Raw genomic sequence first — 24,274 nt, 5'->3', positions numbered from 1 at the left:
GACCACGAAACCACCGATCACGTTCAGCGTTCCGAAGACCACGGCGACGAACAGAATGATCTGGATGCCGATCGAGGGGTTCTCCACCCGGCCCAACGTCACCAGCGCACCCAGCACCACGATGCCGTGAATGGCGTTGGTGCCCGACATCAGCGGGGTGTGCAAGGTGTTGGGGACCTTGGAGATGACGGCGAAACCGACGAACCCGGACAGCACCAGGATCGCGATGTTCGCCAGCAGTTCGGTATACATCAACTCAACCCGCCATCGATCGGGCTGCGGGTCACACACGCATCGGCCAACACTTGATCGTTGAAGTCCGGTTGCAACGCACCGTCTTTCAGCATCAACTCCAGCAACGCGACCACATTCTTCGAATACAACTCCGAGGCATGCTCGGGCATCGTCGCCGGCAGATTCAACGGCGAAGCAATCGTGACGCCGTGGCGCACAATGGTTTTACCGGGTTCCGTGAGTTCGCAGTTGCCGCCGGTCTCACCGGCCAGGTCCACGATCACGCTGCCCGGCTTCATGCCCTCGACCGCGGCGGCGGTCACCAGCCGCGGCGCGGGACGACCCGGCACCAACGCGGTGGTGATCACCACGTCGAAGCCCTTGATCGCATCCTCGAGCGCCTGCTGCTGGGTGGCCTTCTCCTCGTCGGTCAGCTCACGCGCGTAACCGCCCTCGCCCGCGGCGTCGATGCCAAGGTCCAGCCACTGCGCACCGACCGAACGCACCTGATCGGCGACCTCGGGACGCACGTCGTAACCGGTGGTGCGACCACCGAGACGCTTCGCCGTCGCCAGCGCCTGAAGACCCGCGACACCCACGCCGAGCACCAGCACGGTCGCGGGCTTCACCGTGCCCGCCGCGGTGGTCAGCATCGGGAAGAAGCGGGTCGACTCCGAAGCCGCCAGCAGCACCGCCTTGTAGCCCGCCACATTCGCCTGCGAGGACAACGCGTCCATCACCTGCGCGCGCGAGATACGCGGAATCGCCTCCACCGCGAAGGCCCGCACGCCCGCCGTGTACAACGCCTTGATCTTGTTGTCCACGCTGCGCGGCGCGAGAAAACCGATCAACGTCTGCCCGACCAGCATCCTCCGCACCTCGGCGTCATTGGGTGGCGCCACCTTCACCACCACGTCCGCGGCCCATGGATCACCGATCGCCGCGCCCGCGTCGACGTACGCCGCGTCCGGTATCGAGGCTCCCAGACCCGCACCGGACTCGACGATCACGTCCACACCTTGCTGCGTCAAGCTCGGCACGAGCTTGGGCACCAAGGCCACCCGGCGCTCTCCGACATCGGTCTCACGAACGACCCCGACCCGGGGCCGGTTACGGCGCCCCGCGTCGTCGATCTGCGCTGTCTCCACTGGTCGATGTTTCCTTACTCGTCGTGCGGCCGCAGCTCCGGCAACCCACCGGTACTGCGACGCGTCCGGGTCTACCGGGGAAAGTAATTGTATCGAGCGTACACTACAATAATATCGAGAAGACCTGGCGACTGAGACGAACCTCGAGGCGATGTCCAACGCCTCGGCGGAGCGATCGGCAGCGCGAACAGGTCGAAGCGGTGACGGAGCAGTCCGGACACCGGCGCCACGCTTCGCCGATCGAGAGGATTGATGACGATGACGGCAACGCCACTCGACTATCGGCAACGGGTCGGCAGCGGCGTGATGCGCGGACACGATGCCCGCGCCGGGCGCGACTTCCGCCGGCGGCGTGCCCTTGCCGCGGCAACCGAAGTCTTCGCCGCACGCGGCTATCACGCCGCCACCATGGACCAGATCGCCCAGCATGCCGGCTATAGCAAACCGATGCTCTACGAACACTTCTCGACCAAGCTCGATCTGTACTTGGCGGTGTTGTGCGGCCCCATAGACATCCTGGTCGAGAGTGTGAGGCGAGCGCTGAGCTCGCCCGTGAGCAATCGAGAGCGCGTCCACGGTGCGGGCAAGGCGTACTTCGATTTCGTCGACCAGGACATTCAGCGCTTCCGGTTGGTCTTCGACTCGGATGCCACGTCGGAGCCATCGGTGCAATGGCGAGTGGGGCGTGGAACCGATGCCTGCGTGGAGGCTGTTGCTCAACTGGTCGCGGACGAATCCGCGCTCGGTGCGCAGCGGGCTCGCGTGCTGGCCGCGGGATTGGTCGGCGCCAGCCGGTTGGCGGCGCAGTACTGGCTCGAAACCGGCCGAGTCATCCCCAAGCCGGACGCGGTGGAAGCGGTGGTGACGCTCTGCTGGGGCGGTCTGTCTCGCGTTCCACTCGATCGGAGCCCGCGCGTCACCGCCACTTGACGAAATCAACTCTTTACCGGAAATCCAAGTATCAGTATCGGAGGCACATGAGCAAGATCTGGTTCGTCACTGGTTCGTCCCGCGGTCTCGGCCGTCAGTTCGTCGAGGCGGCGCTCGGCCGCGGAGACAAAGTCGCCGCGACCGCTCGCGACACCCAATCGCTCGCCGACCTGGTCGCGGACCATGGGGACGCGATTCTGCCGCTCCGGTTGGACGTGACCGACAAGGCGGCCGTCAACGAGGCGGTCAAGCGCGCCCACGCGCACTTCGGCGGTCTGGACGTGATCGTGAACAACGCGGGCTACGGTTTGTTCGGTGTCGTCGAAGAACTCGGCGAGACCGATATCCGTGACCAGTTCGAAACAAACGTGTTTGGTGCGCTGTGGGTGACGCAAGCGGTGCTGCCGCTGCTGCGTGAGCAGGGCAGCGGCCATATCGTTCAGATCTCCACCATCGGCGGTGTCACCACGTTCCCGACTCTCGGTGGATACCATGCGTCGAAGTGGGCGTTGGAAGGTTTGACCGAATCGCTGGCCAAGGAGGTCGCGGGATTCGGCATCAAGGTCACTTTGGTCGAGCCGGGCGGGTTCGCGACCGATTGGGCCGGATCTTCGGCGGTGCTGGCCGAACCGATGCCGGTCTACGACGGTGTCCGCGCCGCCGTCGCGAAGCAATTCGAATCGGCTGTTCTGGGTGACCCGGTCGCCGCAGGCCGGGCTCTGCTGAGGATCGTCGACGCCGCCGAACCTCCGCTGCGGGTGTTCTTCGGCTCCATGCCGCTGGAGATCATCCCCGGCATCTACGCCGATCGGCTGAAAACTTGGGCGGACTGGGCCGAGGTGTCTGTCGAAGCTCAGGGCTAGTCAACGGCTCCAGCGGCTCTGATCGTCTGTCCCGATGGTGTTCGACGACGAAAGCCCCCTGTGGCGGGGGCTTTCGTGGGACAGGACGCTCGATGGCGGGCAGTAACCGCCTGCCATACCTACGCCGTCCGACGTTCCCGTCAGAAGGCCGCCTCGTCCATTTCCATGACGGTGGTGTCCAGCGACGCGAGGATCGCGCGAGTCGAAGTGAGTTGCGGCAGAAAGTTCTTGGCGAAGAACGACGCGACGACGATCTTGCCGTGGTAGAAAGCGTCGTTCTCGGCGCCGCTGGCGAGAGCCTCCAGCGCCACCGCTGCTTGTTCGAGCAGTCGCCAGCCGACCAACAGATCCCCTGCCGCGTACAGCAGCGGCACCGAGCCGAGGCCGACCTTGTAAATCTGTTTCGGATCGGAGTCGGTGGCGCTCCGGTACTCGGTGAGCGTTTCCACCATCGCCCGCACATCATCGAGCGCCGTTGCCAGCAGTCGCCTTTCGGCAGTGAGGCGCCCCTGCGGATCGCCGGTGGCCAGGAACGTGGTGATCAAGCCGGAGACATGGCCGAGTGCGCGCCCGCCGTCTCGGACGATCTTGCGGAAGAAGAAGTCCTGTGCCTGGATGGCGGTGGTGCCCTCGTAGAGGGTGTCGATCATCGTGTCGCGTATGTACTGCTCATGGGGGTAATCCTGCAGAAATCCGGAGCCGCCGAGGGTCTGGAGGCTCAGCTTGAGTGTGTCGTAGGCGCGTTCGGAGCCCACGCCTTTCACGATCGGCAGGAGGAAGTCGTTGACCCGGGCCGCCAGCTCCGCGTCCGCACCCGAAACGACCTCTGCCAGACGCGGAACGTTGCCTTGGTGGGCAGCGGTGAACAGATACAGCGACCGGAGCCCCTCGGCATAGGCCTTCTGCGTCAGGAGGGAGCGGCGCACCTCGGGATGACGGGTGATGGTCACCCACGGCGCGGTCTTGTCGGTGAACTGGATGAGGTCCGAGCCCTGGACGCGTTGTTTGGCGTACTCGAGAGCATTCAGATATCCGGTGGAAAGAGTGCCCGCGGCCTTGTTGCCCACCATCATTCGGGCGCCTTCGATCACCTTGAACATCTGCGCGATGCCGTTGTGGACTTCGCCGACCAACCAGCCGACCGCGGGCACGTCGGTGCTGCCGAAGGTGACCTCGCAGGTCGGTGAAGACTTGATGCCCATCTTGTGCTCGACACCGGTGACGAAAACGCCGTTGCGCTCACCCAATTCCAGTGTCCGCGGGTCGAAGTGGAACTTCGGAACATAGAACAGGCTCAGGCCCTTGGTGCCAGGTCCCGCGCCGACCGGACGGGCCAGTACCAGGTGGAAGACGTTCTCCGCGGTGTCACCCACGTCCGCCCCCGAGATGAACCGCTTCACGCCCTCGATATGCCAGGTGCCGTCCTGCTGTGGGATCGCCTTGGTCCGGCCCGCGCCGACGTCGGACCCGGCGTCGGGCTCGGTGAGCACCATGGTGCCCGCCCAGCCGCGCTCCAAGCCCGCTGCGGCCCAGTGCTTTTGCTGCGGTGTGCCGACTTCGAACAGCACCTCCGCCATCTGCGGACCCATCTGGAAGAATTTCGCCGACGGATTCGCCGCGCACAACATCTCCCGCACGGCCCATACCAGGGGCATCGGAGCCGGGACGCCGCCCAGCTCCTCCGGGAGGCCCAGCCGCCACCAACCCGCCTCGTGAAGTGCCAGCACCGACTTACGCAGCGGATCAGGCACTCGGATCTCGTGCACGGCGGCGTCGAAGACCACGGGGTCACGATCGGTCTGGGCGAAAGATTCCGCGACCGGTCCCTCGGCGAGCCGGGATACCTCGGCGAGAATATCGTGCGCGGTCTCCGAGTCCAGATCGCCGTAGTGTCCGGTGTCGAGGAGTTCGCCTATCCGGAGAACTTCGAAAAGATCGAATTCGATGTCTCGGACGTTGCTCTTGTAATGGCTCATCAGTGGTTCTTTCCGTGGCGCGAGGCGTGCGGATCGGCACGCGGCAACATGGGCGACAGTGCCGGTGGGTCATTCCGATCCGGGCGGGCGGCTCAGTCCACCCAGATCCGGTCGATGGTCGTGGCCGCCGGCGGCGGTGGTGCCGGAGCGCAGGCCGGGGTTCGTGAGAACCGCGGCGCGGGCGCGTGTTGCACGACGCCCTCGAGTTCGATCAGGCTGTCGCGCGCGGAGATGTGATCGTTCTGCTCGGCTTCGCTCCAGGTCAACACCGGAGTGCAACAGGCGTCCGTGCCGTCGAACACTTCCGTCCACTCGTCTCGGGTCCTGGTCTTGAACTTGTCCGCGAACAGCTTGCGCAGCTGCTCCTGACCGTCGGGATCGTGCTGTGGCGGCAGGTACTCGGGATCGAATTCGAGTCCCGCGAGCAGTTGCGCGTAGAACTGCGGTTCGATCGCGCCGACGGCCATGTACTTGCCGTCGGAGGTCTCGTAGGTGTCGTAGAAGGCCATGCCGGTGTCGAGCAGGTTGGCGCCGCGCTCGTCGGACCACAGGCCGACACCCTTGAGACTCCAGAAGATGTGCGAAAGGGCAAGCGTCCCATCGATCATCGCGGCGTCGATCACCTGGCCCTTGCCCGAGTTCTGCCGTTCCACCAGCGCGGCGAGGATGCCGAACAGCAGGAACATCGAGCCGCCGCCGAAGTCGCCGACCATGTTCAGCGGCGGCACCGGGCGCTCGCCCTTGCGGCCGATCGCGTTCAGCACGCCGGTCAGCGAGATGTAGTTGATGTCGTGACCCGCGCGGTCGGCCAGCGGGCCGTCCTGACCCCAGCCGGTCATCCGGCCGTAGACCAGCCGCGGATTGCGCGCCAGCGCCTCGTCGGGACCGAGACCCATGCGCTCGGTGACGCCAGGGCGGAAGCCTTCGATCAGCACGTCGGCCTTCTCGATCAGTCCGAGCACCTTCTCGATGTCGGCCGGATCCTTCAGGTTCGCCTCGACGATGGTCCGCCCGCGCCACTGCGGGCGTTCCGTGTGTCCGGGGAACTGGCCGGGGCGCTGTACCCGCACCACGTCCGCGCCGAGGTCGGCGAGGAGCAGTGCGGCGTGCGGACCCGGCCCGATGCCCGCCAGTTCGACAATTCGGATACCCGCGAGCGGGCCCTGCTTGGCAGTGGATGGACTTCTCACGACCTACCTCGGTTCTGGTTCGTAGCCAATCAATGTAGCGATCGCTCAGTATATATATTCAGGGTCGGTCCGGTCGGCGAGGTCTCGGCGGATCACCCGCCGTCGGCATTGGGATGGCATTCAAGCCGATCGAGGCCGTTCTGAACCGGTGGCGCGCGGTCAGCGCGCCGCACCTGGTCGGTGCCGGGCGCGCCGACGCGCCTGTTTCGAACGCGGCGTCATCGTCGAGGGTGAGGAAGTCGTCGCGGCATGAGCGATCGCGTGCATCGCCCACTGCTGTTCCGTGATGCCGATGTGCCGCTACTGCCGTTCGGCGAATATCTAGGTCTGTTGTAGGATGTAATACCGTAGACGGAGTGCTGGAGTCGCAACCGCGGACTGCGGTGTCGCTCTCGTCGAACACACATCGCTAAATGGAGAGAGGTTTTCGGCTGTGACCGAACACAATCCAGGAACCGAGGATCGTCCGACTACCGTCTCTGGTGGCCGCTGTCGTGAATGTGCACATTTCTCACTTCCTCGACCACGGATATGTCCGATCTGCATGAGTGCGGACATCGAGGACGACGCCGTCAGCGGCGTGGGCATCGTCTACTCCTCGACGGTGGTCCGATCCGGTCCGAAGGATCGCAAGCTCCCCTACGGACTCGCGCACGTCGATCTCGAGGTCGGCCTGCGGGTCCTGGCCGCGTACGACGTTGAGGACGACCGTTCTATCCAGCCTGAGTCGGCCGTCGTGGTCGCCGAAGTGGGTAGATCCGATGCGGGCCTCCCGCTCATCAAGATCGTTCGCCGGGTGCGTACGGCCGTCGGCGATACCGAAACCGTTGCGGCGCTCTAGGCCTGCGGATGACTGAGTACTCACGAGAGGAAGTTTCATGACGATTCCCGTCATCGCCGGGGCGCACACCGTGCCTTTTGTCAAGCAATCCGACGACATGGTCGCGCTGGGCACCGGCGCCGTTCACGGGCTACTCGCCTCCACCGGCGTCGACCGCGGCGCGGTCGACGCGGTCGTGTCGGCCAGTGGCGGTGGAGGAACGCTGCTGGGGCAGCGGATCCTGACTCGTCTGTCGATGACCGGCATTCCGGTGTTCAACGTGGAGAACGCGTGCGCCTCGGGTGCTTCGGCCGCGCATCTCGCCATCGGCATGGTGCGGTCGGGACAGGCGCGCGTTGTCGTTGTCGTGGCCACCGAGCGACTTTCCGCGTTCGGGGGCGGGTCGCTCAGGCTCGATCCCACCGACATCGAAGCCGCGCAGGGCAACATCATGCCGGCTTCGTACGCGATGCGCGCCACGCGGTACCTCTGGGAGAACGGTCTGAAGCCCCGGGACATCGCTGGCGTTTCGGTCAAAAACCGCGCCAATGGTGCGCTCAATCCGATCGCGCGGTTCCAAAGCGAGGTAACGCTCGCCGAGGTGCTGGAGTCGAAGCCCATCGCTGATCCGTTGACTCTCTTGCAGTGTTCGCCGAACAGTGACGGCTCCAGCGCGGTGCTCGTCTGCACGGAAGACGCCGCCCGTGAACTGAATCTTGACAGCATCAAGGTGAGAGCGTCGGTGATCACGTCGGGATTGTTCAGCGACGGACCGCGCGATCTGACGCTGCCGGATGTCACGCTTCGAGCGATCAAGGAAGCGTACGCCCAGGCCGATATCGGGCCAGGTGATGTGGATCTGGCCGAGGTGCATGACGCGTTCAGCATCGCCGAAGTGCTGTACTACGAGACGCTCGGCTTCTGTGGGCGAGGCCAAGGAGCGCGCTTCCTTGCGGAGGGGAGGGCGCACATCGGCGGAGATGTCGCAGTCAACCCCAGCGGAGGCCTCATCGCCCGCGGTCATCCGGTCGGCGCCACAGGAGTCGCGCAACTCGGCGAAGCGTACGAACAGCTCACCGGCCGGGCGGGGAAGCGGCAGGTGCCCAATGCCTCCGTAGCCGTCACCCATGTGACCGGGGGCGGCATCTCTGGCGTCGACAACGGTGCTTGCGGAGTGCACGTTCTGACGGTGTGAGACCTCGCGGCGTTGCTGCGGGGCGGAAGCGAAGCGCTATGTGATCTGCCGCAGGACGGCGCCACTGATGCGTCGTCGCGGGAGAGATTCGGTCATTGGCTGACGTTGTGGTGAAACACATTGCCATGCGGCTGCTCTCGGCAAAACCGGCCCTGGCAATCGACTGTGCGGCCATTCCGGTGACGTCGCGCCCGCTGGAACTGTGCGGTGCTTCTCCTGTCGCGGGCGAATCGGATAGGGCCTTGCCGGTATGCCGTAGTATGTAATACGGTAGACATATGGCGGATCTCATACCGCCCGGCGAAGGCCGTGAATATCAACGGGCGGTGGAATGCGAGCTGCGTACATCGACTCGGGGCAACTACGAGATTGGGAGGTTCGGTGGAGTCGATCTCGCTCATCATCGGCGATCATCAAGCGCTGGACGCCGTACAGGTAGAGCTCGACAATCGTGGCGACTCAGTCGTCCGTATCGAGTCGGCCGACCGCGGCGAGCAACTGCGAGCGGTCGCGGAGCTCACTACCGATGGCAAGTGCGCGATCACCGCGCTGATTCTGGGGTTCGAACCACAGGGAGACGCGGGGAGCCTCGCAGCGCACGCATTGCGCATCGTGCGCGACTGCGAAGCCTCCCTGGTGCGCGACGAGGGACGAGTGGTCCTGGTGTCCGGTCGTGACTATCTCGGCTGGCCCGGACGAACCGAGGCGTCGATCGACCTCGCCGGCATCGTGGCCATGGGACGCAGCCTTGCCCTCGAACTGGGGCAGCGGGGACTCACGGTGAACACCGTGTGCCCGCCCTACGAACTCGGGGCAGTCGAGGCCACCGATGATCCATGGGCAGCTCCTCCGCCACCGATCACGGGACCGGTCTATGCCGAGGACGTCGCATTCGCAGTCGAGTTTCTCTCGCATCCGGAATCCGGCTACATCACCGGCCAAGTGCTCCACGTGTCCGGCGGACTCAGTGTCCTCAGCTCTCTCAGTGCCTGAGTCGAGGCAGTGCAAGAAACGTTCGGCAGGAAAGGATTGTCATGAAGCTCGAGCAAGACTCCGAGCGTAGAGCGCCGCGAAAAGGCGGGCTGGCGGGTCGTGTCGCCATCGTGACGGGGTCGGGTAGTGGCATCGGAGAGGGCATAGCGCGACGCCTGTCGTCCGATGGGGCGCACGTCATCGTCAGTGACGTCAGCACCGAGCGTGCGGAAGCAGTGGCCGACTCGCTGCGCGCCAACGACGGAACCGAATCGGTGGCTCTGCACGCCGACGTGCGGGATCCAGACGCCGTTCGAGCCCTCGTCAAAGCAGCGACCGACAACTGGGGCCGCCTGGACTTCTTCGTCAACAACGCCGGGATCGGAGAAGACACCGCACTGCGGAAGATCACGGCCGACTCGTGGGACCGAGTCACCGGTATCAACCTGTCGGGCGTCTTCCACGGTTGCCAGGCCGCCGGGGATGTCATGCGTGAGCAGCGGTCGGGCCGGATCGTCAATATCGCATCGCGAGCATGGCTGGGATGGTGGGGTCAGGCGAACTACTCGGCGACCAAGGGTGGTGTGGTGAGCTTGACCAGGGCGTTGGCCCTCGAACTCGCGCGAAGCGGTATCACGGTCAACGCGGTGGCACCGGGACTCATCCGCACGCCCGCGGTCGAAAAAGGACCGCAGAGCATTCTCGACAACCTGATCCTCGCGCAGCCGACACGGACTCTGGGAAGTGCTGACGACATAGCGCATCTGGTCCGGTTCCTGATTGATGATCGTGCCCATTCCATCACCGGTCAGGTGATCTATTCGTGTGGCGGGAAGAGTATTTTCGCCATGCCCGCGAAGCGGTAGGAGCAGACGTGTCAGAAGCAAACGAGAACACTGGTGACGTGCTGCTGGAGGAGCGTGTCGGCCAGACAGCCGTCTTGACCATCAATCGGCCGAAGTCGCTGAATGCGGTCGACCCCGCGCTCGGTGACGCGTTGCGCAGCGCGTGGGCGCGACTCGCCGCAGATGATGACGTGTGGGTAATCGTACTCACCGCAGTCGGCACCCGTGCGTTCAGCGCTGGTGCCGACCTCAAGACGCCTCCCTCGGAACGTAGTTTCGCCGGTACTTTTCTGGGCGGTGGGGCGGAGCCGTTCACTGTGCCCAGTGGGTATCTCAAACCTGTGATCTGCGCGGTGAACGGATTGGCTTACGGTGCCGGCCTGGAGCTCATGTTGTCGGCCGATCTCCACATCGCGAGTTCATCCGCGCGATTCGCGCTGCCGGAGGTGAAGATCGGTTCGGTGCCGGGTGCGGGTGGTACCCAGCGGATCGGTCGGGCGATCCCGCGAAGCGTGGCTCGTCGTATGGCACTCACCGGGGAGCCGATCGACGCCGAGACGGCATTGCGGCTGGGCCTCGTGTCAGAGCTGGTGCCGGTCGGCACGGTGCGGGAGCGGGCGATCGCGCTCGCCGAACAGATTTGCTCGAATGCGCCGTTGGCCGTGCGCGCCGTGAAGAAGGCGCTCGACGCTGCCGACACGCTGAACTTGGACGACGGATGTTCCTACGAGCAGTTGCTATGGGGCTCGCTCCGGGACAGCGAGGATCGAATCGAAGGGCGGCGTGCATTCGCCGAGAAGCGACCCCCCGTCTACAAGGCAAGGTAGCCGCACGATCGGCGGGTGAAATGCGCCGGCCGAAGATGAGGTGGCTGATGCTTTGGTGCCATGCGCCGAGTGGAGCGGCGAGAGACAAGTGAAGTCAACAGGTAGCCATCGGCCAGACGGGCAGAGTCTGGGCCGTGCCGGACGGATCGGCGGCGCTGCTGTTGCTCGGGATGACGAGGTCTCGTCGAAGACGGGGCCAGGCAAGAGGTGGACAATGACTGTGCCCGTTAATGACAGAGCGCGCTCTGAGCGCTTCTATTTTCCATACGAAGGCGAAGACGCGGCGCAACGATTCTTCTTTCCCAACGGTTGCGACGAAGTTCTCTTCCGCGCGACAGCCGCTCGGGACGTGCCGCGGCTGGTGGAGAAGTTCGGATACCAGCGGCCCTTCGTGTTCACCTCGCGCACGCTCAATCGCACCACCGACGTGGTTGACGAGATCGTCGAGGGCCTCGGCGGCAGCGTGGTGAACGTCAGTGACCGGGTCGGCGAGCACGCGCCGATCACGAATGTACTTGCGGCGATCGATGAGGTCCGCGACGCCGGTGCGGACGTGCTGATCTGTATCGGCGGCGGTTCGGTGATGGACTTCGGAAAGTTCGTGCAGCTCGGCGTCACGCAAGGAGTCCGGACCCGCGAAGGTTTCCGTGCGCTACGGGTGGATCAGTCGCCGGTGCTCGACGACAATCCGCAGCTGCGTCAGATCACGATCCCGACCACGTTCTCCCTGTCGGAGTGGACGCCCGCAGGAACGCCCGTCGATGACGAGACCGACAAGAAGATCACCCTGCGGATACCACGTGGAGTCGGTCGTGCGATCGTGTTCGACCCTGCGATCGTGCGCCACACCCCGAAGGGGCTGGCCCTCAAAACGGCGATCCGCGGATTGGACCACTCGATCAACAATGTGATGACGACCGCACCGAACGACATCGTCACCGTGCTGGCATTGCAGGCGGTCCAGCAGTTCCACAAAGGCATTCGCGCTCTCGCGCGAGACGACCTCGACACCGCGATGCCGACGCTACAGAAGGCTTCCTGGCTGGGCGGGGTGTGCCAGATGTCGGTGCCGCACGGGTTCAGCCACTTCATGGTTCATGTGATCGCTCCGTGGGCGCACATCGGACACAGTGAGACCGCGTGCGTCATGATGCTTGCCCAGGCGCGGTGGTGGCGCGGTCACAGCGATCCGCGGCTCGGGCAGGTGGCAGCGGCGATGGGCCGCCCTGACGACCCCATTGACGAGATCTTGTTCGATCTGCTGCGCGAGTGCGAGATGCCGACCACTCTCGCGGATCTCGGGCTCGATGCGGCGCAGGTCGAGGACGTGATACCGCATACTCTTGCGCATCCTTACGTCACCCTGCACAACGTCGTTCCGATCACGACAGCGGATGACATCAGACGGGCTTTGGCGACTGTGTCGGGCTAGTCCGGTCCAAGACGGTCGACGAGAGCCATAGGAAACTGGAGAAGAGGGGAGAGGCGTGGCCAACGTAGATCTACGCGACGCTGTAACGGTGGTCACCGGCGGGGCATCGGATATCGGGTTCGCGCTGGCGCGGGAAGCTGCGTCACGCGGGGCGCGGCTGATGATCGTCGACGTCAACGACGCGGCTGAAGCCGTTGAGGCCCTGCGGGAGTCGGGCGCCGAGGTCGAGTCGACGCAGGCCGACGTTTCCGAGGTTGCCGATGTGCGCCGAGTGCTCGATGAGACGATCCAGCGCTTCGGCAACGTCGACGTCGTCTGCAGCAACGCCGGCGCGGCGGCCTTCGGGCCACTCGACAGTGTCGAGCCAGAGGACGCCGCACGAGTGATTCGGGTGAACGTCGAGGGGACGTTCAATATGATCCACGTCTTCGCGGATCAATTGCGGAAGTCGGCGGCGGCCGGCCGGCCGGCGTATCTGATGCTGACCGGGTCCGAGCACTCGCTCGGAGTGCCGCCGCACGTCGAGCCGCTCAGCATCTACACGGCCACGAAGTACGCGGTGCTGGGTCTGGCGAGGACTGCTTCACGAGATCTGAGCTCCTCCGGTGTCGGCGCTTCGTTGCTCGCTCCTGGATGGACCCTGACCGACGGGGTCCGGGCGATGATCGCCGCCGATCCGAAGGCACAGACGACAATCGCCCCCTACGCGCAGGAGACCGCCGAGGTGGCCGCGATGGCCTTCGACGGCCTGCTGGCAGGCAGACGGGTCATCGCCACCAATCCCTACTCCCGGGACTTCGCGCTGGAGCAGGCGCGAGATCTCATCGCTGACATCGAGCGGCTACCCGTCGTGGGACGACCCGCAGATCTGTAGCGCCGCGGGGAACGAGGCCGGCTTCGTGAGGAGCGGTCGAGGCGACTGCCGGCTGCTTCGGGCAGCTGGGCAATGCCAGGAATTGTGAAAGTAGTTGTAGCGCAATGCTATCGCGCTCGGCGCGATATCGCCGAGTGCTCAGCGCCCGATGTCCGTACACATGGCGCCCAGCCTGATCGACCGTAGAGAGTATTCGATGATCACCCACACTCCATCCTGGCACGATGACGAGATCGCGGCCGTTTCCGAACTCGCTGCCGACTTCTTTCGGCGCGAGGTCGTGGCGCATGCGGAGCGTTGGGATGCGCAGCGGCACGTGGGGCGAGAGGTATGGCGCAAGGCCGGAGAACTCGGGCTTCTGCTGTGTTCGATTCCGGAGGAGTTCGGCGGCGGCGGCGGCACGATTGCGCACGACCTGGCGGTCTTCGAAGCACAAGGCTATTCAGGTGACTTCGCGCTTGGGCTGAGCATTCACAGCGGGATTGTTCCGCATTACATCAACGAGTACGGGTCAACGGACCAGAAGAGAACCTGGTTGCCGGCGATGGCTGCCGGTGAGGTCGTCGGCGCTTTGGGGATGACCGAGCCGGGGACGGGTTCGGATCTCAAGAACATCACCACCCGCGCGGTGCGCGACGGTGACCACTACGTGATCAATGGCTCCAAGACGTTCATCACGAACGGTTCCTGTGCGGACTTGATCGTGCTGGCGGTCAAGACAGACCCCAAGGCCGGAGCCAAAGGCGTGTCGCTGATTCTCGTCGATGTGCGGGATTGTCCTGGTTTCGCGGTCGGCCGCGTGTTGGACAAGGTGGGACAGCACGGTGCGGACACGTCGGAGCTGTCGTTCACCGATGTGCGTGTGCCTGTCGACAACCTGCTCGGCGGTCAGGAGGGCCGCGGGTTCGGGCAGATGATGGCTCAGCTCGGGCAGGAGCGGTTGATCATCGCTGCGCAATCGGTGGGAGCGATGCGCCGCGCGGTCGAGGAAACAGTGCGATACACCACCGAGCGTCGAGCATTCGGGCAGAGTGTGTTCGAGTTCCAGAACACGGCATTCGAGCTGGCCGAATGCCACACCATGGCGCACACGGGCCGGGTCTTCTTCGACCACTGCGTTGAACAGCACCTGCGTGGTGAACTCGACGCTACGACCGCGGCGATGGCCAAGTACTGGCTCACCGATCGCCATTGTGAGGTAGTCGATCGGTGTGTCCAGCTCCACGGCGGATACGGGTACATGCGCGAGTATCTGATCGGTCGGATGTATGAGGATGCTCGAGTGCAACGCATCTACGGCGGTACCAACGAGATCATGAAGTCGATCATCGCCCGCTCGATGACCGAAGGCACCCGCGGGACCCTTCATTCGACGCCCACCTCGGCCTGAGAGTTAGCGCGCACGTGGTCAGCTGACTGTGCCTCACAGCCGGGGTCGTAGATGCCAGCTGGGAGATCACGTCACGGCAAGCCGTCCCACCGGGTCGATCCTTGCCAGCGGTATCCGGTGGTCGGCGTCGGCTCATTCGCCGACCTGGTCGACGCGCACGCTTCGGCTGGTGGCGAACAGCCCGACCCTGAGCGTGTCGGCTGGTGGCAAGTCGCCGGAACCCTTGCTCGGGGTGTCTCCGCCATCACCCAGGCAACCCGACACTCTGCGGCACAACCAGCTCCGTCGAATCGGCAGTGGTCGGTCGGCAGTCGGTGGGGCATCCACGATCCGGAGTTCGTCCGGATGGTCCGGCCGTTGCATGCGCCAGTCGAAGCGCGCGGCCGAGTACGGACAACCGCCCCGGACATTCCAGGGCGGTTCGGCCGCCGGTGAGCCGCACGATCGCCATGGTCGCACGTTCCGGACTCTCTGGTCCGCCCGAACCCTGCTCAGGTGCCGGTGAAGTTCGGTGTTCGGCGATTGGTGAAGGCTTCGAGAGCCTCTCGCATGTCGTTGGTCGCGGCAGTGAGCGCCTGGTTGCGGTTTTCGAGCTCGATACCCTGTTCCAGGCTGCCTGCTCCGAGGTTCGCTTGGATGACCTGTTTGGTCAACCGGACGCCGAACGGGCTGTTCGCGGCGATCGCGTCCGCGATCTCGTATGCGGCCTCGAGCAGCTGATCGGGTTCGCAGACGCGGTTGACCAGACCGATGCGCAGCGCCTCCTGGGAGTCGACGAAACGTCCAGTGAGTAATAGCTCATTGGCGATTCCGGCCCCGACGATGCGTGGTAGGAGCCAAGAGCTGCCCATGTCGCCACCTGTGAGGCCGACTCGGATGAATGCCGCATTGAACTTGGCTCGGGTCGAGGCTATTCGGATGTCACACGCGAGGGCGAGTGAGAGACCGGCGCCTGCGGCGGCTCCGTTGACCGCGGCGATGACCGGGGTAGTGAGTCGGCGCAGCGCCAATGCCGCCCCTGCCCACTTTTCCTGGCCGCGGAGGAACTCGTAAGGCGACATTTCCAGCAACTGGGCCACCGCCTCGAGGTCCAGCCCGCCGCAGAATCCGCGGCCTGCACCGGTGAGCACGACGGCACGTGTCTCGTTGTCGCCCTCGAGGTCGGCGCACAGATCGCGGATCGAGTCGAACATGTCGAACGTCAGAGCGTTGAACTTCTCAGGCCGATCAAGTGTCACCTGAAGAACGCCGGCATGCTCACGGCTCAGCGTGAGTCCCTGGTAGGACTGGCGGCTCATGAGTCTTGGCCCAGTCGGCGGCCATGGCAGTTCGATCGGACTGTGCTGCGCATCATGCCTCTCCTTCAAGGTTGGTGAGTACGCGGTCGCCAAGTTGGTACTACTGTCATACAGCATACATTGAATGTGGTGCGCTTCACAGTCGACCGTCATACGTGTTATGGTCACACCATTCGAAGTGTTGACCATCGGTACGTCGCGCTTCGAGTGCGCGACCGTGCGCCAGCAGCGGCGCTGTTGCTTCGATCCCAGTCCGCCGGAACGATCCGCGCTATTTCGCGAATTTCCCAGAAGGAGCCATTGTGTCGTTGTTGGACGAAAAAGCAGAGGTACTGCCCGTTCCTGACTTCAGTGATGCCGCCACCTATGCCGATGAGGTGCCGCATTCGGCCTTCGCGGCTGTTCGAGAGCGGCCCGGCCTGCATTGGATACCTACCAAGCTCGCGAACGAGAACGGCGGGATCTGGGCGGTCACCCGATTCTCGGACATCGTCGAGATCGAGAAGGACCCGGACGCTTTCACGTCGACGAAGGGGCCCGCGTTTCCGTTGACGAACATGGGCCCTGACAATCCGGCGGCGGACATGATCATGTGCACGGACCCCCCACGTCACAACTATCTGCGCCGTGCGGCGGCGAAAGGTTTCGCGCCACGGATCGTGAGTAACTTCGAGCCCTGGATCCGCGAGGTCGTCACGGAGGTGATCGACGGAGTCGAGGGCAAGTCCGAGTTCGACTACATCGATGAATTCGCTCGAACGATCCCGGCCTACGTCGTGGCGAGAGTGCTCGGCAGTCCTCGCGAAGACCGTGAGTGGATGATCCGGGTGGTGACCGAACACTTCGAGGCGGAACAAGACGTCGATGGCCTCGATGACGGTGCCTCAGGCTTCGACAGCGCCGTGCCGATCATCGAGCAACTCACCGACTATGCCCGCAAAATGCAGCAGCAGAAGCTGGCCGAACCCGAGGACGACATGTTCACCGAGCTTGCGCGGTGTGTCGAGCGAGGGGAGATCAACCAGGACGAGTACCTGCAGTGGATGTGGGTCATGATGGCTGCGGGTTACGAGACCACACACACCATGATCGCGCAGTCGATGCGGATGTACTTGCAGGATCCCGAAGCTGCCGAAGCGATCGACAGCGCCGTCAAGTCCGGGCAGACGGAGCGGATGGTGGCCGAACTGCTCCGATACATCACTCCCGTATATCAGATGGCTCGCACTGCCACGCGCGATCTGACGTTCGCTGGCGAGCAGATTCGTAAGAACGATGTGATGGTGCTGTATTACGTTGCCGCCAACCGTGATCCGGCGGTGTTCTCGGAGCCCGATCGGTTCAATCCCTCCCGTTCGGAGACAGACTCGCTGGCCTTCGGGTCGGGGGTGCATCGCTGCATCGGCTACCACTTGGCCAAGCTGGAGCTGCAAATCTTGTGGGAAGAGTTGCACAAGCGCGGAGTGAAGCTCGAGCTCGCGGGAGAGCCGAAGCGGGGCTGGTCCAACTACATCAATCTGCTGACCGAGCTCCCGGTGCGGAGGGCCTGAGCGTCAGGCGAAGCGGCCGGTTCGGTGGTCACGATCAACAGGCCACCGGACCGCGCTGGTCTGTTGCCGGCCGGCCCGCGAAACCGGTTCGGGGACATGTCAATACTGCTGTGTCGTAACGATCTGAGGACTCGATGAACCACATCGCGAGCACTGCCACCTTGTCTGGAATCCCTGACGTCGAATCGCTCGATCTCCGGCCCACTGCGCGAGCACTGGAGTTGCGTGACGCGCTGGTCGATTTCATGCACATGCACGTCTTCCCGGCTGAGCAGGTGTACGAGGACTACCGCGCGAAGGCCGGGCCGCACGACAGCACAGTCCCCCCGGTCGTCGAAGAGCTCAAGCGAGAGGCGCGCAAACGGGGACTGTGGAATCTGTTCCTCCCCGCCGAGTCCGGCATCAGCCAGCTGGACTACGCCGGACTTGCCGAGATCACCGGCTGGAGTCTCCATCTGGCGCCCGAAGCGACGAACGGGCAAGCGCCGGACACGGGAAATATGGAGCTGCTGCACCTGTTCGCGACTCAGGAGCAGCGGAAGCAGTGGCTCGAGCCCCTGCTGGACGGAAGAATCCGCTCGGCGTTCTCGATGACCGAGATCGGGGTGGCGAGCTCGGACGCCACGAACATCGAGACTCGCATCGTCCGCGACGGTGACTCGTACGTCATCAATGGCCGGAAGTGGTGGACGAGCGGCGCCGCCGATCCGCGGTGCGCCCTTCTTGTCGTCATGGGCAAGACCGATCCCAACGCGGAGCGTCATCGTCAGCAATCGATGGTTCTCGTGCCGATGGATACGCCTGGCGTGACCGTGGTTCGGGATGTGCCGGTTTTCGGCCGCTACGACCAGCATGGTCACTGCGAGGTGGTCTACGAGGACGTCCGTGTCCCAGTGAGCAACATATTGGGGGAGGAGGGTGCGGGCTTCGCGCTGGCTCAAGCGCGGTTGGGCCCGGGGCGGATTCACCATTGTATGCGCGCGCTTGGCGCGGCGGAGCGGGCTCTGAGCCTGCTCACGGCACGCGCGAAGTCCCGCGTGGCGTTCGGCAAGCCGCTCGCGGATCAGGGTGTGGTTCAGCAACAGATCGCCGAGTCCCGAGTGGCCATCGATCAGGCGCGGCTACTTTGCCAGCTTGCGTCCCGGACCATCGATGTTCATGGCAACAAGGCCGCGGCAACACTGGTGTCGGCCGCGAAGGTCGCGGTTCCCCGCGTGGCACTCGACGTCATCGACCGTGCGATCCAGGTTTACGGCGGCGCCGGAGTCAGTGATGACGTGCCGCTCGCGGCGATGTACGGCTGGCACCGCGCGATGCGGATCTTCGACGGACCCGATGAGGTGCACCTGCGCGCTCTGGCCAAGGCAGAGCTCCGCAAGACCGACGCCTGAGAAACGCTGTGCCACAGTCGAACCGCCCGGATGGCCCCGCCCCGGTGGGGCGCGAGACAGGGCGGTGATGCCGAGTTCGAGCGTGTGCTCGGCAAGCCCTGGTCGGTGGGTGCGGTCGATGCCGCGGCACCCGCCGGATGGGAGACAGCCTCGGATTCGCGAAGGTGCTGATCGGGAGGCTCCCGGAGTGAGCAGGCAAGCGGGTGGCAAACGGACGCCCGTTGCGAAGCGAGGCGTGGTCCGTGAATGAATCGCCAGCGCACGCATCACTCGAACGGCTCCGGCGCCCGTTCTGAGATCGCGTGGCTGATCGATCGGCATGGGGCGAGCGCGGGCAGTCCGCTGGCAATCGATCGGGCGACGGCGCGTGTGATGCGAATCGAGACGGCCCGACGAGGTGCACCGCCGCTCGATCGCGCGGAATCGAGCTGGAACTGGACGGAGAACCGCGGCGCGGCTACTCCAATTTCATCAACCAGTTGACGGAACTTCCGGTTCGTCGCGTTTTGTCGTGACAGCGGCTCAGCCGACCCGGCCGCACTGTCCTCTGGTGAGCCGGGTCGGTCGATCGCACAGCGAGGTCGTGCGCCGACGGGCTCTACCGGCCAAATTTCGCGGCACGTTTCGCGACGAACGCATCCACACCTTCGATCCCGTCCGGTAGGCCGGCGAGCCGCGAGATCGACCGTGCTTCGGCGACCAGGTGGTCACCGAGGCTGGATGTCGCGGAATCCGCGAGGAGGCTTCGGGTCGCCGACAGCGCATCCCGAGGCCCGGCGGCCAGATCGGCTGCGATCGCTCGCGCTACCCCATGAACCTCGTCGTCTTCGACAACTCGTGCGAGAAGTCCTAGAGCCAAGGCTTCGTCGGAATCGATGATCTCGTCGGTGAGGATGATCCGCCGCGCACGCGCGTCACCGACCACCCGCGGCAGTGTCCACGTCATCCCACCGTCGGGAGAGAGTCCAATGCCGCGGTACGCGGGCCGAAAGCGAGTGGACGTGCCCCCGATGGCGATGTCGGCATGCAGCGCGAGGCTCATGCCCGCACCCGCCGCCCAACCGCGAACCGCGGCGACAATTGGCCGGCGGGCTTCGACCAGGGCCGAGATGAAGTCGTGAAAGTCGTCGGCCGCCTTACGTGTTCGGGGCGGACGATCGCCGGCGTCGGCAAACACTTTCACGTTGCCGCCGGCGCAGAAGTTCGGTCCGGACCCGAGGAGCAGGATCGCGCCGGACGTTCGCTCACCACGTGCCAGCTCCTGCAGTGCGACCGTTCCGTCGCGGACTGCCTCGGGCGAGAGGGAACTACCTGCTCGCGACGTGGAGACAGTGATGGAGAGAACCCCGTCTTTGTCTTCGACGAGAGGCGGAAGGTGTTCATTCTGCGTCATTCCGGTTCTTTCTGGTGTGGGGATGGGAGTGCCTGGCGCGGCATCCAGGCGGGGCGCTCAGAGGCGGGTCGCCGCGGAGTGTCCCTCGGCGGCCTCTCGAGGTGCGGGCGTGATGCGATTTGTAGTATGTAATACTAAACCGTGCCGCTTCGGCCCGGGCGGGTGAAGGGAACAACGCTCTCCCACGTGCGAGGCTTCGCGGCAAAACATGCTGGTCAGGCCGAAATGCCTTGTGGGTGAGGTTGTTTCTGGGCTTGCGTCATGCCGAGGGGGTCGCCTGCTCGTCGATGCAGTCGAGAAATGGAGACAGTGAGGTGACTTCACCATTGCCTTGGAGACGAGCGGTCGCCTCTCGGAGTGCTCACCCCTGCAGTGAGCGCGCCTCATGAAGTCGTGGTGGCATACGGGGGCCTACCCGCGTGCGATCGTCTGGCCGCTGGTCGGTGGCGCATCGGTGAATGCGTTGAACACCTCGATGATCGCGACGGCATTGGTGCCTCTTGGTGATGACCTCGCCGTCGCGCCCAGTGCTGCGATAGCCCTCGTGTCGACACTGTATGTGGCCAGTGCCATCGCGCAGCCGATGTTGGGGGCTGTGGCCGATCTGGTCGGTCCGCGGCGCACTTTCGTTGCCGGAATGTGCGTCGTCGCAGTTGCCGGGCTGGTGGGAGGTACTGCCGGATCCCTTGCCGGGCTTCTGGCGGCGCGTGTTCTCGCCGGTATCGGAACCGCTGCTGGATATCCGACCGCGATGGTGCTGCTGCGTCAACGTGAGTCGAGTACGGGTGTCAGGGTGCCGTCGAGCATCCTCGGAGCGATCGCGATCGCGGTCCAAGTGACGAGCGCACTCGGGCTCCCGGTGGGAGGTGTGCTCACCGCCTTGTGGGGCTGGCGCGCCGTTTTCTGGGTCAACGCTCCACTGGGCCTGGCCTTGGCCTTGGCGGGCCTGGCGTGGTTCCCGCGCGACGATCGCCGCGGCCGAAATCTCGAACCGCGATCGGTGTTCGGTCAGCTCGACATCGGGGGAGTGACCCTGTTCGCGGGCGTGGTGACGGCGTTGTCGGTGGCACTGATACCCGACCCTCGCGGAGGTTGGGAAATGTACTCGGTGGCGGGCGCAGCGGCGATCCTGTTCGCATTTCGGGAAAGTCGAGCCCGATCGCCTTTCCTGGACGTGACGATGATCAGGCGTCATCCCTCCCTGGCGATGACACTCATGCGCAACGCGTTGACCTCTGTAGTGATGTACTGCTACCTCTACGGTTTCGTCCAATGGCTGCAGGATATGCGCACTGCGAGCAGCCTTGTGGCAGCCGCGGCCGTCGCGCCGACGACACTGATCTCGATTGCGACCGCGGGACTGGCCGCACGCAGTGCGCGCATCCGCCGTCCTCTAGTAGTCGGCGCCGTTCTCGGTGTGGCCGGAACCGCGGCGCTGGCCGGAATAGGGCTTTCCGGGTCGCTGTGGTGGGCGCTGCCTACTGCGATCGGAGTGGGGCTCATGACCGGGTTGACCACGGTGGCCAACCAGTCGGCCCTGTTGAAGCAGGCGCCACGCGAGCGTATGGGCAATGCGGCGGGAGCGATGAGAGCGGGCGCCAATGTCGCGGCGATCGTTTCGAGCGGCGTGATCGCATTCTGGTATCCAGTCGGCGCCAACGACGCAGGGCTGACCGGAATCGCATGCACCATGGTGATACTCGCCGGTGTCGTGGTCGTCATGGTGGTGGGAGACCGGGGGCTTCCGGCTACCCGATGACCTGTCCGTAGGCCCCCAGTGACTCCTGCCGGAGACTCGGCGACAGGCGCTCGCCGCCGATGCCGACCATGATTTGTGGCGTCTGCTGGTCGATCGCGCGCGCGTTACCGATTCGACGGATGCTCGAACGCTTGCCGGTACAGCGCGACCCCTTCGCCGGTCTCGTCGATCAGCCGATTGAATCGGCGCACGATCTTCCATTCGTCCGCGATCCTGCGTAGTTCGAGGCGCACCGCGGTCAGTCTGGTCAACGTGTAGTGGTCACTGTCGCGGAGGAAGAAAAGGGAAGAGCACGTCGCGACCGCCTCGTCCTGGTCGATCTCGATCATGGGTGGGCTGAGGAAGTGTCCGCCGCCCCGAGCGATCGTAGCCAGTTGCTCGGGTTGCCAGGTTTCACGCGTGGCGAACGCGCGGATCTCGTCGCGGCCCTCGAATCGGCCGATGGTTCCCAGATCGAAGACACCATGTTCGATGAAGTCGCCTGCGACTACCTCGCCTACCTCACCATCGAGCGCGGGCACATACCGCGCGACGATCTGTTGGATACTTAGAATGTCCCACATCCATTGCGATTTTTCTGCGTCGCCTTGGGCGCCGCTGGATGTATCCGTCATGATTCTCCTTCTCGCGCAAAGATTTCGGCGTCTGCGCCGAGAGCGCAGACGCCGAACTCAGTGGTATTGCGTTCCTCGCTTATGGGCGCTCGGTCATTTTCACACCGCGCCGACGAGCGCTTTCGTTTCCAGGAACTCCTCGATGGCCCATATCCCCCAAGCGCGTCCGTTACCTGACCGCTTGTAGCCGCCGAACGGAGCGTTCGGGTTCAGGGCCGACGTGTTGACCGATACCTGCCCGGCTCGTATCCGACGTGCCACCTGCTTCGCCTTTTCCACGTCTGCGCCGTCGACGAAAGCGGCCAGACCGTAGGGGGTGTCATTGGCGATGTCGATTGCCTCCTCGATTGTGTCGTAACCGATTATCGACATCACCGGTCCGAAGATCTCTTCTCTGGCGATGGTCATGTCGTTGCTGACGTCCGCAAACACGGTCGGCCGTACGAACCAGCCCCTGTCCGGAAGGCCCTCGGGGCGGCCCGTTCCGCCGACGACGAGAGTCGCGCCTTCTCGGATGCCGGTCTCGATGTACCGCTGCACCGTTTGCCACTGCTTCTCGGATGCGACCGGACCCATCGCGACGGGCGAGGAAGGGGCACCAACGGTGATGGCGTCGACCGCTTTTCGCACGAGTTCGACGAACCGGTCACGTTCGGCTCGCGGAATGATGGTTCGTGTCGGCGCGTAGCACGTCTGGCCGGAGTTGCGCATGACCCCGTCCACCGACGTCTTCACCGCTGCCTCGAAGTCCGCATCGGGCAAGACGATGTGCGCGGACTTCCCTCCCAGTTCCTGGCTCACCCGCTTCACGGTGTCGGCAGCGTCTCTTTGCACCTGCACTCCCACCGCCGTAGATCCCGTGAACGAGACCACGTCGATGTGGTTGTGCCTGCTCAAGGCCGAACCGACGACGGACCCGAACCCGTTCACCACGTTGACCACGCCGGCGGGCACCCCGGCGCCGTGGAAGATCTCGGCGAAGACGGCCCCGCTGTGCGCGGCGAGTTCGGCCGGTTTGAGGACGGCGGTGCATCCGACCGCGATCGCGGGCGCCACCTTGCCTGCAATCTGCCTGGAGGGGTAGTTCCACGGGGGGATCAGCGCGGCAACACCGATCGGTTCCCGAACAACCAGGTAGTCCCCGTGCCGCTTCTCGAAAGGATACGACGGTAATTCGTCGACGAGCACCTGGAACGACTGGACTGCCGAGCCGATCACCAGCTTGCTGAGCTCGATAGGCATGCCCATATCGGTGGTGACTGCCTCGGCGAGGTCGTCGCCACGCTTCTCGATTTCTGCGATGACCGCGCGTAACAAGTCGACTCGCTCATCGAGCGACGTCGACGAGTACGAGATGAAGGCCCGTTGCGCCGCCTCCACCGCGCGATCGACATCGCTCTGAGTGCCGAGTTGGAGTAGTCCGCTGACTTCGCCGGTCGCCGGATTCGTCAACTCGGCGAAATCGGATCCGTCGGCATCCGACCACTGTCCTTCGATGTAATGCCGGACAGTCGAGGTCTGAGAATGTCTGCTCATCACACTCTTTTCCGCACCCCTGATCACCTGACATCAG

21 protein-coding genes are annotated in these 24,274 nt (G+C 64.5%); 13 read left to right on the top strand and 8 right to left on the bottom strand.

Going from position 1 to position 24,274, the window contains the following annotated elements:
- On the bottom strand, positions 1 to 252 hold a 252-nt coding region (locus tag AB0H49_RS22930), incomplete at its 3' end, for an NAD(P) transhydrogenase subunit alpha (RefSeq protein WP_357251034.1).
- Positions 252 to 1,382, bottom strand: coding sequence for a Re/Si-specific NAD(P)(+) transhydrogenase subunit alpha (locus AB0H49_RS22925; protein ID WP_357254197.1), 1,131 nt, complete (start codon positions 1,380 to 1,382; stop codon positions 252 to 254). The genes AB0H49_RS22925 and AB0H49_RS22930, both read right to left, overlap by 1 nt.
- A gap of 252 nt (positions 1,383 to 1,634) precedes the next feature.
- Here AB0H49_RS22925 and AB0H49_RS22920 point away from each other — a divergent pair, with 252 nt between their 5' ends.
- Together AB0H49_RS22920 and AB0H49_RS22915 are read left to right on the top strand one after the other, a co-directional pair.
- Positions 1,635 to 2,312, top strand: a complete 678-nt coding sequence (locus AB0H49_RS22920; protein WP_357254227.1) for a TetR/AcrR family transcriptional regulator — start codon at positions 1,635 to 1,637, stop codon at positions 2,310 to 2,312.
- A 47-nt stretch (positions 2,313 to 2,359) separates the two neighbouring features.
- Positions 2,360 to 3,175: an SDR family oxidoreductase gene (locus AB0H49_RS22915; protein WP_357254195.1), complete on the top strand. Its 816-nt coding sequence runs from the start codon at positions 2,360 to 2,362 to the stop codon at positions 3,173 to 3,175.
- 140 nt (positions 3,176 to 3,315) lie between these two features.
- Here AB0H49_RS22915 and AB0H49_RS22910 read toward each other — a convergent pair whose 3' ends face one another.
- Together AB0H49_RS22910 and AB0H49_RS22905 are read right to left on the bottom strand one after the other, a co-directional pair.
- On the bottom strand, positions 3,316 to 5,151 hold the full coding sequence (locus AB0H49_RS22910; protein WP_357254193.1) for an acyl-CoA dehydrogenase: 1,836 nt from the start codon (positions 5,149 to 5,151) through the stop codon (positions 3,316 to 3,318).
- A gap of 92 nt (positions 5,152 to 5,243) precedes the next feature.
- The gene (locus tag AB0H49_RS22905; protein ID WP_357254191.1) at positions 5,244 to 6,341 is read right to left on the bottom strand and encodes a CaiB/BaiF CoA-transferase family protein; all 1,098 of its coding nucleotides are present in this window, start codon (positions 6,339 to 6,341) and stop codon (positions 5,244 to 5,246) included.
- A gap of 544 nt (positions 6,342 to 6,885) precedes the next feature.
- Between AB0H49_RS22905 and AB0H49_RS22900 the strand changes: the two genes are divergently transcribed.
- The 8 genes from AB0H49_RS22900 (at position 6,886) to AB0H49_RS22865 (ending at position 14,696) form a co-directional block, all read left to right on the top strand.
- Positions 6,886 to 7,182 (top strand): OB-fold domain-containing protein, encoded by a 297-nt coding sequence (locus AB0H49_RS22900; RefSeq protein WP_068062102.1) that lies wholly within the window; start codon positions 6,886 to 6,888, stop codon positions 7,180 to 7,182.
- Positions 7,183 to 7,219: 37 nt separating this feature from the next.
- The gene (locus AB0H49_RS22895) at positions 7,220 to 8,356 is read left to right on the top strand and encodes a thiolase family protein (RefSeq protein WP_357254188.1); all 1,137 of its coding nucleotides are present in this window, start codon (positions 7,220 to 7,222) and stop codon (positions 8,354 to 8,356) included.
- A 381-nt stretch (positions 8,357 to 8,737) separates the two neighbouring features.
- Positions 8,738 to 9,349: an SDR family oxidoreductase gene (locus AB0H49_RS22890; protein WP_357254186.1), complete on the top strand. Its 612-nt coding sequence runs from the start codon at positions 8,738 to 8,740 to the stop codon at positions 9,347 to 9,349.
- 41 nt (positions 9,350 to 9,390) lie between these two features.
- Positions 9,391 to 10,194: an SDR family NAD(P)-dependent oxidoreductase gene (locus AB0H49_RS22885; protein ID WP_357254184.1), complete on the top strand. Its 804-nt coding sequence runs from the start codon at positions 9,391 to 9,393 to the stop codon at positions 10,192 to 10,194.
- An 8-nt stretch (positions 10,195 to 10,202) separates the two neighbouring features.
- On the top strand, positions 10,203 to 11,000 hold the full coding sequence (locus AB0H49_RS22880) for an enoyl-CoA hydratase/isomerase family protein (RefSeq protein WP_357254182.1): 798 nt from the start codon (positions 10,203 to 10,205) through the stop codon (positions 10,998 to 11,000).
- A 214-nt stretch (positions 11,001 to 11,214) separates the two neighbouring features.
- Entirely contained in the window at positions 11,215 to 12,432 is a 1,218-nt protein-coding gene (locus AB0H49_RS22875; RefSeq protein WP_357254180.1) for an iron-containing alcohol dehydrogenase, read from the top strand.
- A 55-nt stretch (positions 12,433 to 12,487) separates the two neighbouring features.
- Positions 12,488 to 13,306 (top strand): SDR family oxidoreductase, encoded by an 819-nt coding sequence (locus AB0H49_RS22870; protein ID WP_357254178.1) that lies wholly within the window; start codon positions 12,488 to 12,490, stop codon positions 13,304 to 13,306.
- A gap of 196 nt (positions 13,307 to 13,502) precedes the next feature.
- Complete coding sequence (locus AB0H49_RS22865) at positions 13,503 to 14,696, top strand: acyl-CoA dehydrogenase family protein (RefSeq protein ID WP_357254176.1); 1,194 nt, start codon at positions 13,503 to 13,505, stop codon at positions 14,694 to 14,696.
- 491 nt (positions 14,697 to 15,187) lie between these two features.
- Here AB0H49_RS22865 and AB0H49_RS22860 read toward each other — a convergent pair whose 3' ends face one another.
- The gene (locus tag AB0H49_RS22860) at positions 15,188 to 16,111 is read right to left on the bottom strand and encodes an enoyl-CoA hydratase-related protein (RefSeq protein ID WP_357254174.1); all 924 of its coding nucleotides are present in this window, start codon (positions 16,109 to 16,111) and stop codon (positions 15,188 to 15,190) included.
- Between the two features lie 185 nt (positions 16,112 to 16,296).
- Here AB0H49_RS22860 and AB0H49_RS22855 point away from each other — a divergent pair, with 185 nt between their 5' ends.
- Both AB0H49_RS22855 and AB0H49_RS22850 read left to right on the top strand, forming a co-directional pair.
- Positions 16,297 to 17,544 (top strand): cytochrome P450, encoded by a 1,248-nt coding sequence (locus AB0H49_RS22855; protein ID WP_357254172.1) that lies wholly within the window; start codon positions 16,297 to 16,299, stop codon positions 17,542 to 17,544.
- 134 nt (positions 17,545 to 17,678) lie between these two features.
- Positions 17,679 to 18,935, top strand: coding sequence for an acyl-CoA dehydrogenase family protein (locus tag AB0H49_RS22850; RefSeq protein ID WP_357254170.1), 1,257 nt, complete (start codon positions 17,679 to 17,681; stop codon positions 18,933 to 18,935).
- A 598-nt stretch (positions 18,936 to 19,533) separates the two neighbouring features.
- On the opposite strand, the gene AB0H49_RS22845 is transcribed toward AB0H49_RS22850, so the two are convergent.
- Positions 19,534 to 20,328, bottom strand: coding sequence for an enoyl-CoA hydratase-related protein (locus tag AB0H49_RS22845; protein ID WP_357254168.1), 795 nt, complete (start codon positions 20,326 to 20,328; stop codon positions 19,534 to 19,536).
- 385 nt (positions 20,329 to 20,713) lie between these two features.
- Between AB0H49_RS22845 and AB0H49_RS22840 the strand changes: the two genes are divergently transcribed.
- Entirely contained in the window at positions 20,714 to 22,087 is a 1,374-nt protein-coding gene (locus AB0H49_RS22840; protein ID WP_357254166.1) for an MFS transporter, read from the top strand.
- A 104-nt stretch (positions 22,088 to 22,191) separates the two neighbouring features.
- On the opposite strand, the gene AB0H49_RS22835 is transcribed toward AB0H49_RS22840, so the two are convergent.
- Both AB0H49_RS22835 and AB0H49_RS22830 read right to left on the bottom strand, forming a co-directional pair.
- Positions 22,192 to 22,701: a nuclear transport factor 2 family protein gene (locus tag AB0H49_RS22835; RefSeq protein ID WP_357254164.1), complete on the bottom strand. Its 510-nt coding sequence runs from the start codon at positions 22,699 to 22,701 to the stop codon at positions 22,192 to 22,194.
- Positions 22,702 to 22,800: 99 nt separating this feature from the next.
- Positions 22,801 to 24,237: an aldehyde dehydrogenase family protein gene (locus AB0H49_RS22830; protein WP_357254162.1), complete on the bottom strand. Its 1,437-nt coding sequence runs from the start codon at positions 24,235 to 24,237 to the stop codon at positions 22,801 to 22,803.
- Between the last annotated feature and the right edge of the window lie 37 nt (positions 24,238 to 24,274).

It is taken from the genome of Nocardia sp. NPDC050713, from assembly GCF_040654315.1.
Lineage (GTDB): Bacteria > Actinomycetota > Actinomycetes > Mycobacteriales > Mycobacteriaceae > Nocardia.
This window is presented reverse-complemented; position numbering and strand designations above follow the sequence as displayed.

Coding starts and splice junctions, on each gene's coding strand:
- AB0H49_RS22840 (WP_357254166.1), top strand. CDS start 20,714: ATGAAGTCGTGGTGGCATACGGGGGCCTACCCGCGTGCGATCGTCTGG.
- AB0H49_RS22900 (WP_068062102.1), top strand. CDS start 6,886: ATGAGTGCGGACATCGAGGACGACGCCGTCAGCGGCGTGGGCATCGTC.
- AB0H49_RS22885 (WP_357254184.1), top strand. CDS start 9,391: ATGAAGCTCGAGCAAGACTCCGAGCGTAGAGCGCCGCGAAAAGGCGGG.
- AB0H49_RS22830 (WP_357254162.1), bottom strand. CDS start 24,237: ATGAGCAGACATTCTCAGACCTCGACTGTCCGGCATTACATCGAAGGA.
- AB0H49_RS22865 (WP_357254176.1), top strand. CDS start 13,503: ATGATCACCCACACTCCATCCTGGCACGATGACGAGATCGCGGCCGTT.
- AB0H49_RS22835 (WP_357254164.1), bottom strand. CDS start 22,701: ATGACGGATACATCCAGCGGCGCCCAAGGCGACGCAGAAAAATCGCAA.
- AB0H49_RS22915 (WP_357254195.1), top strand. CDS start 2,360: ATGAGCAAGATCTGGTTCGTCACTGGTTCGTCCCGCGGTCTCGGCCGT.
- AB0H49_RS22920 (WP_357254227.1), top strand. CDS start 1,635: ATGACGATGACGGCAACGCCACTCGACTATCGGCAACGGGTCGGCAGC.
- AB0H49_RS22875 (WP_357254180.1), top strand. CDS start 11,215: ATGACTGTGCCCGTTAATGACAGAGCGCGCTCTGAGCGCTTCTATTTT.
- AB0H49_RS22910 (WP_357254193.1), bottom strand. CDS start 5,151: ATGAGCCATTACAAGAGCAACGTCCGAGACATCGAATTCGATCTTTTC.
- AB0H49_RS22845 (WP_357254168.1), bottom strand. CDS start 20,328: ATGACGCAGAATGAACACCTTCCGCCTCTCGTCGAAGACAAAGACGGG.
- AB0H49_RS22895 (WP_357254188.1), top strand. CDS start 7,220: ATGACGATTCCCGTCATCGCCGGGGCGCACACCGTGCCTTTTGTCAAG.
- AB0H49_RS22860 (WP_357254174.1), bottom strand. CDS start 16,111: ATGCTGTATGACAGTAGTACCAACTTGGCGACCGCGTACTCACCAACC.
- AB0H49_RS22850 (WP_357254170.1), top strand. CDS start 17,679: ATGAACCACATCGCGAGCACTGCCACCTTGTCTGGAATCCCTGACGTC.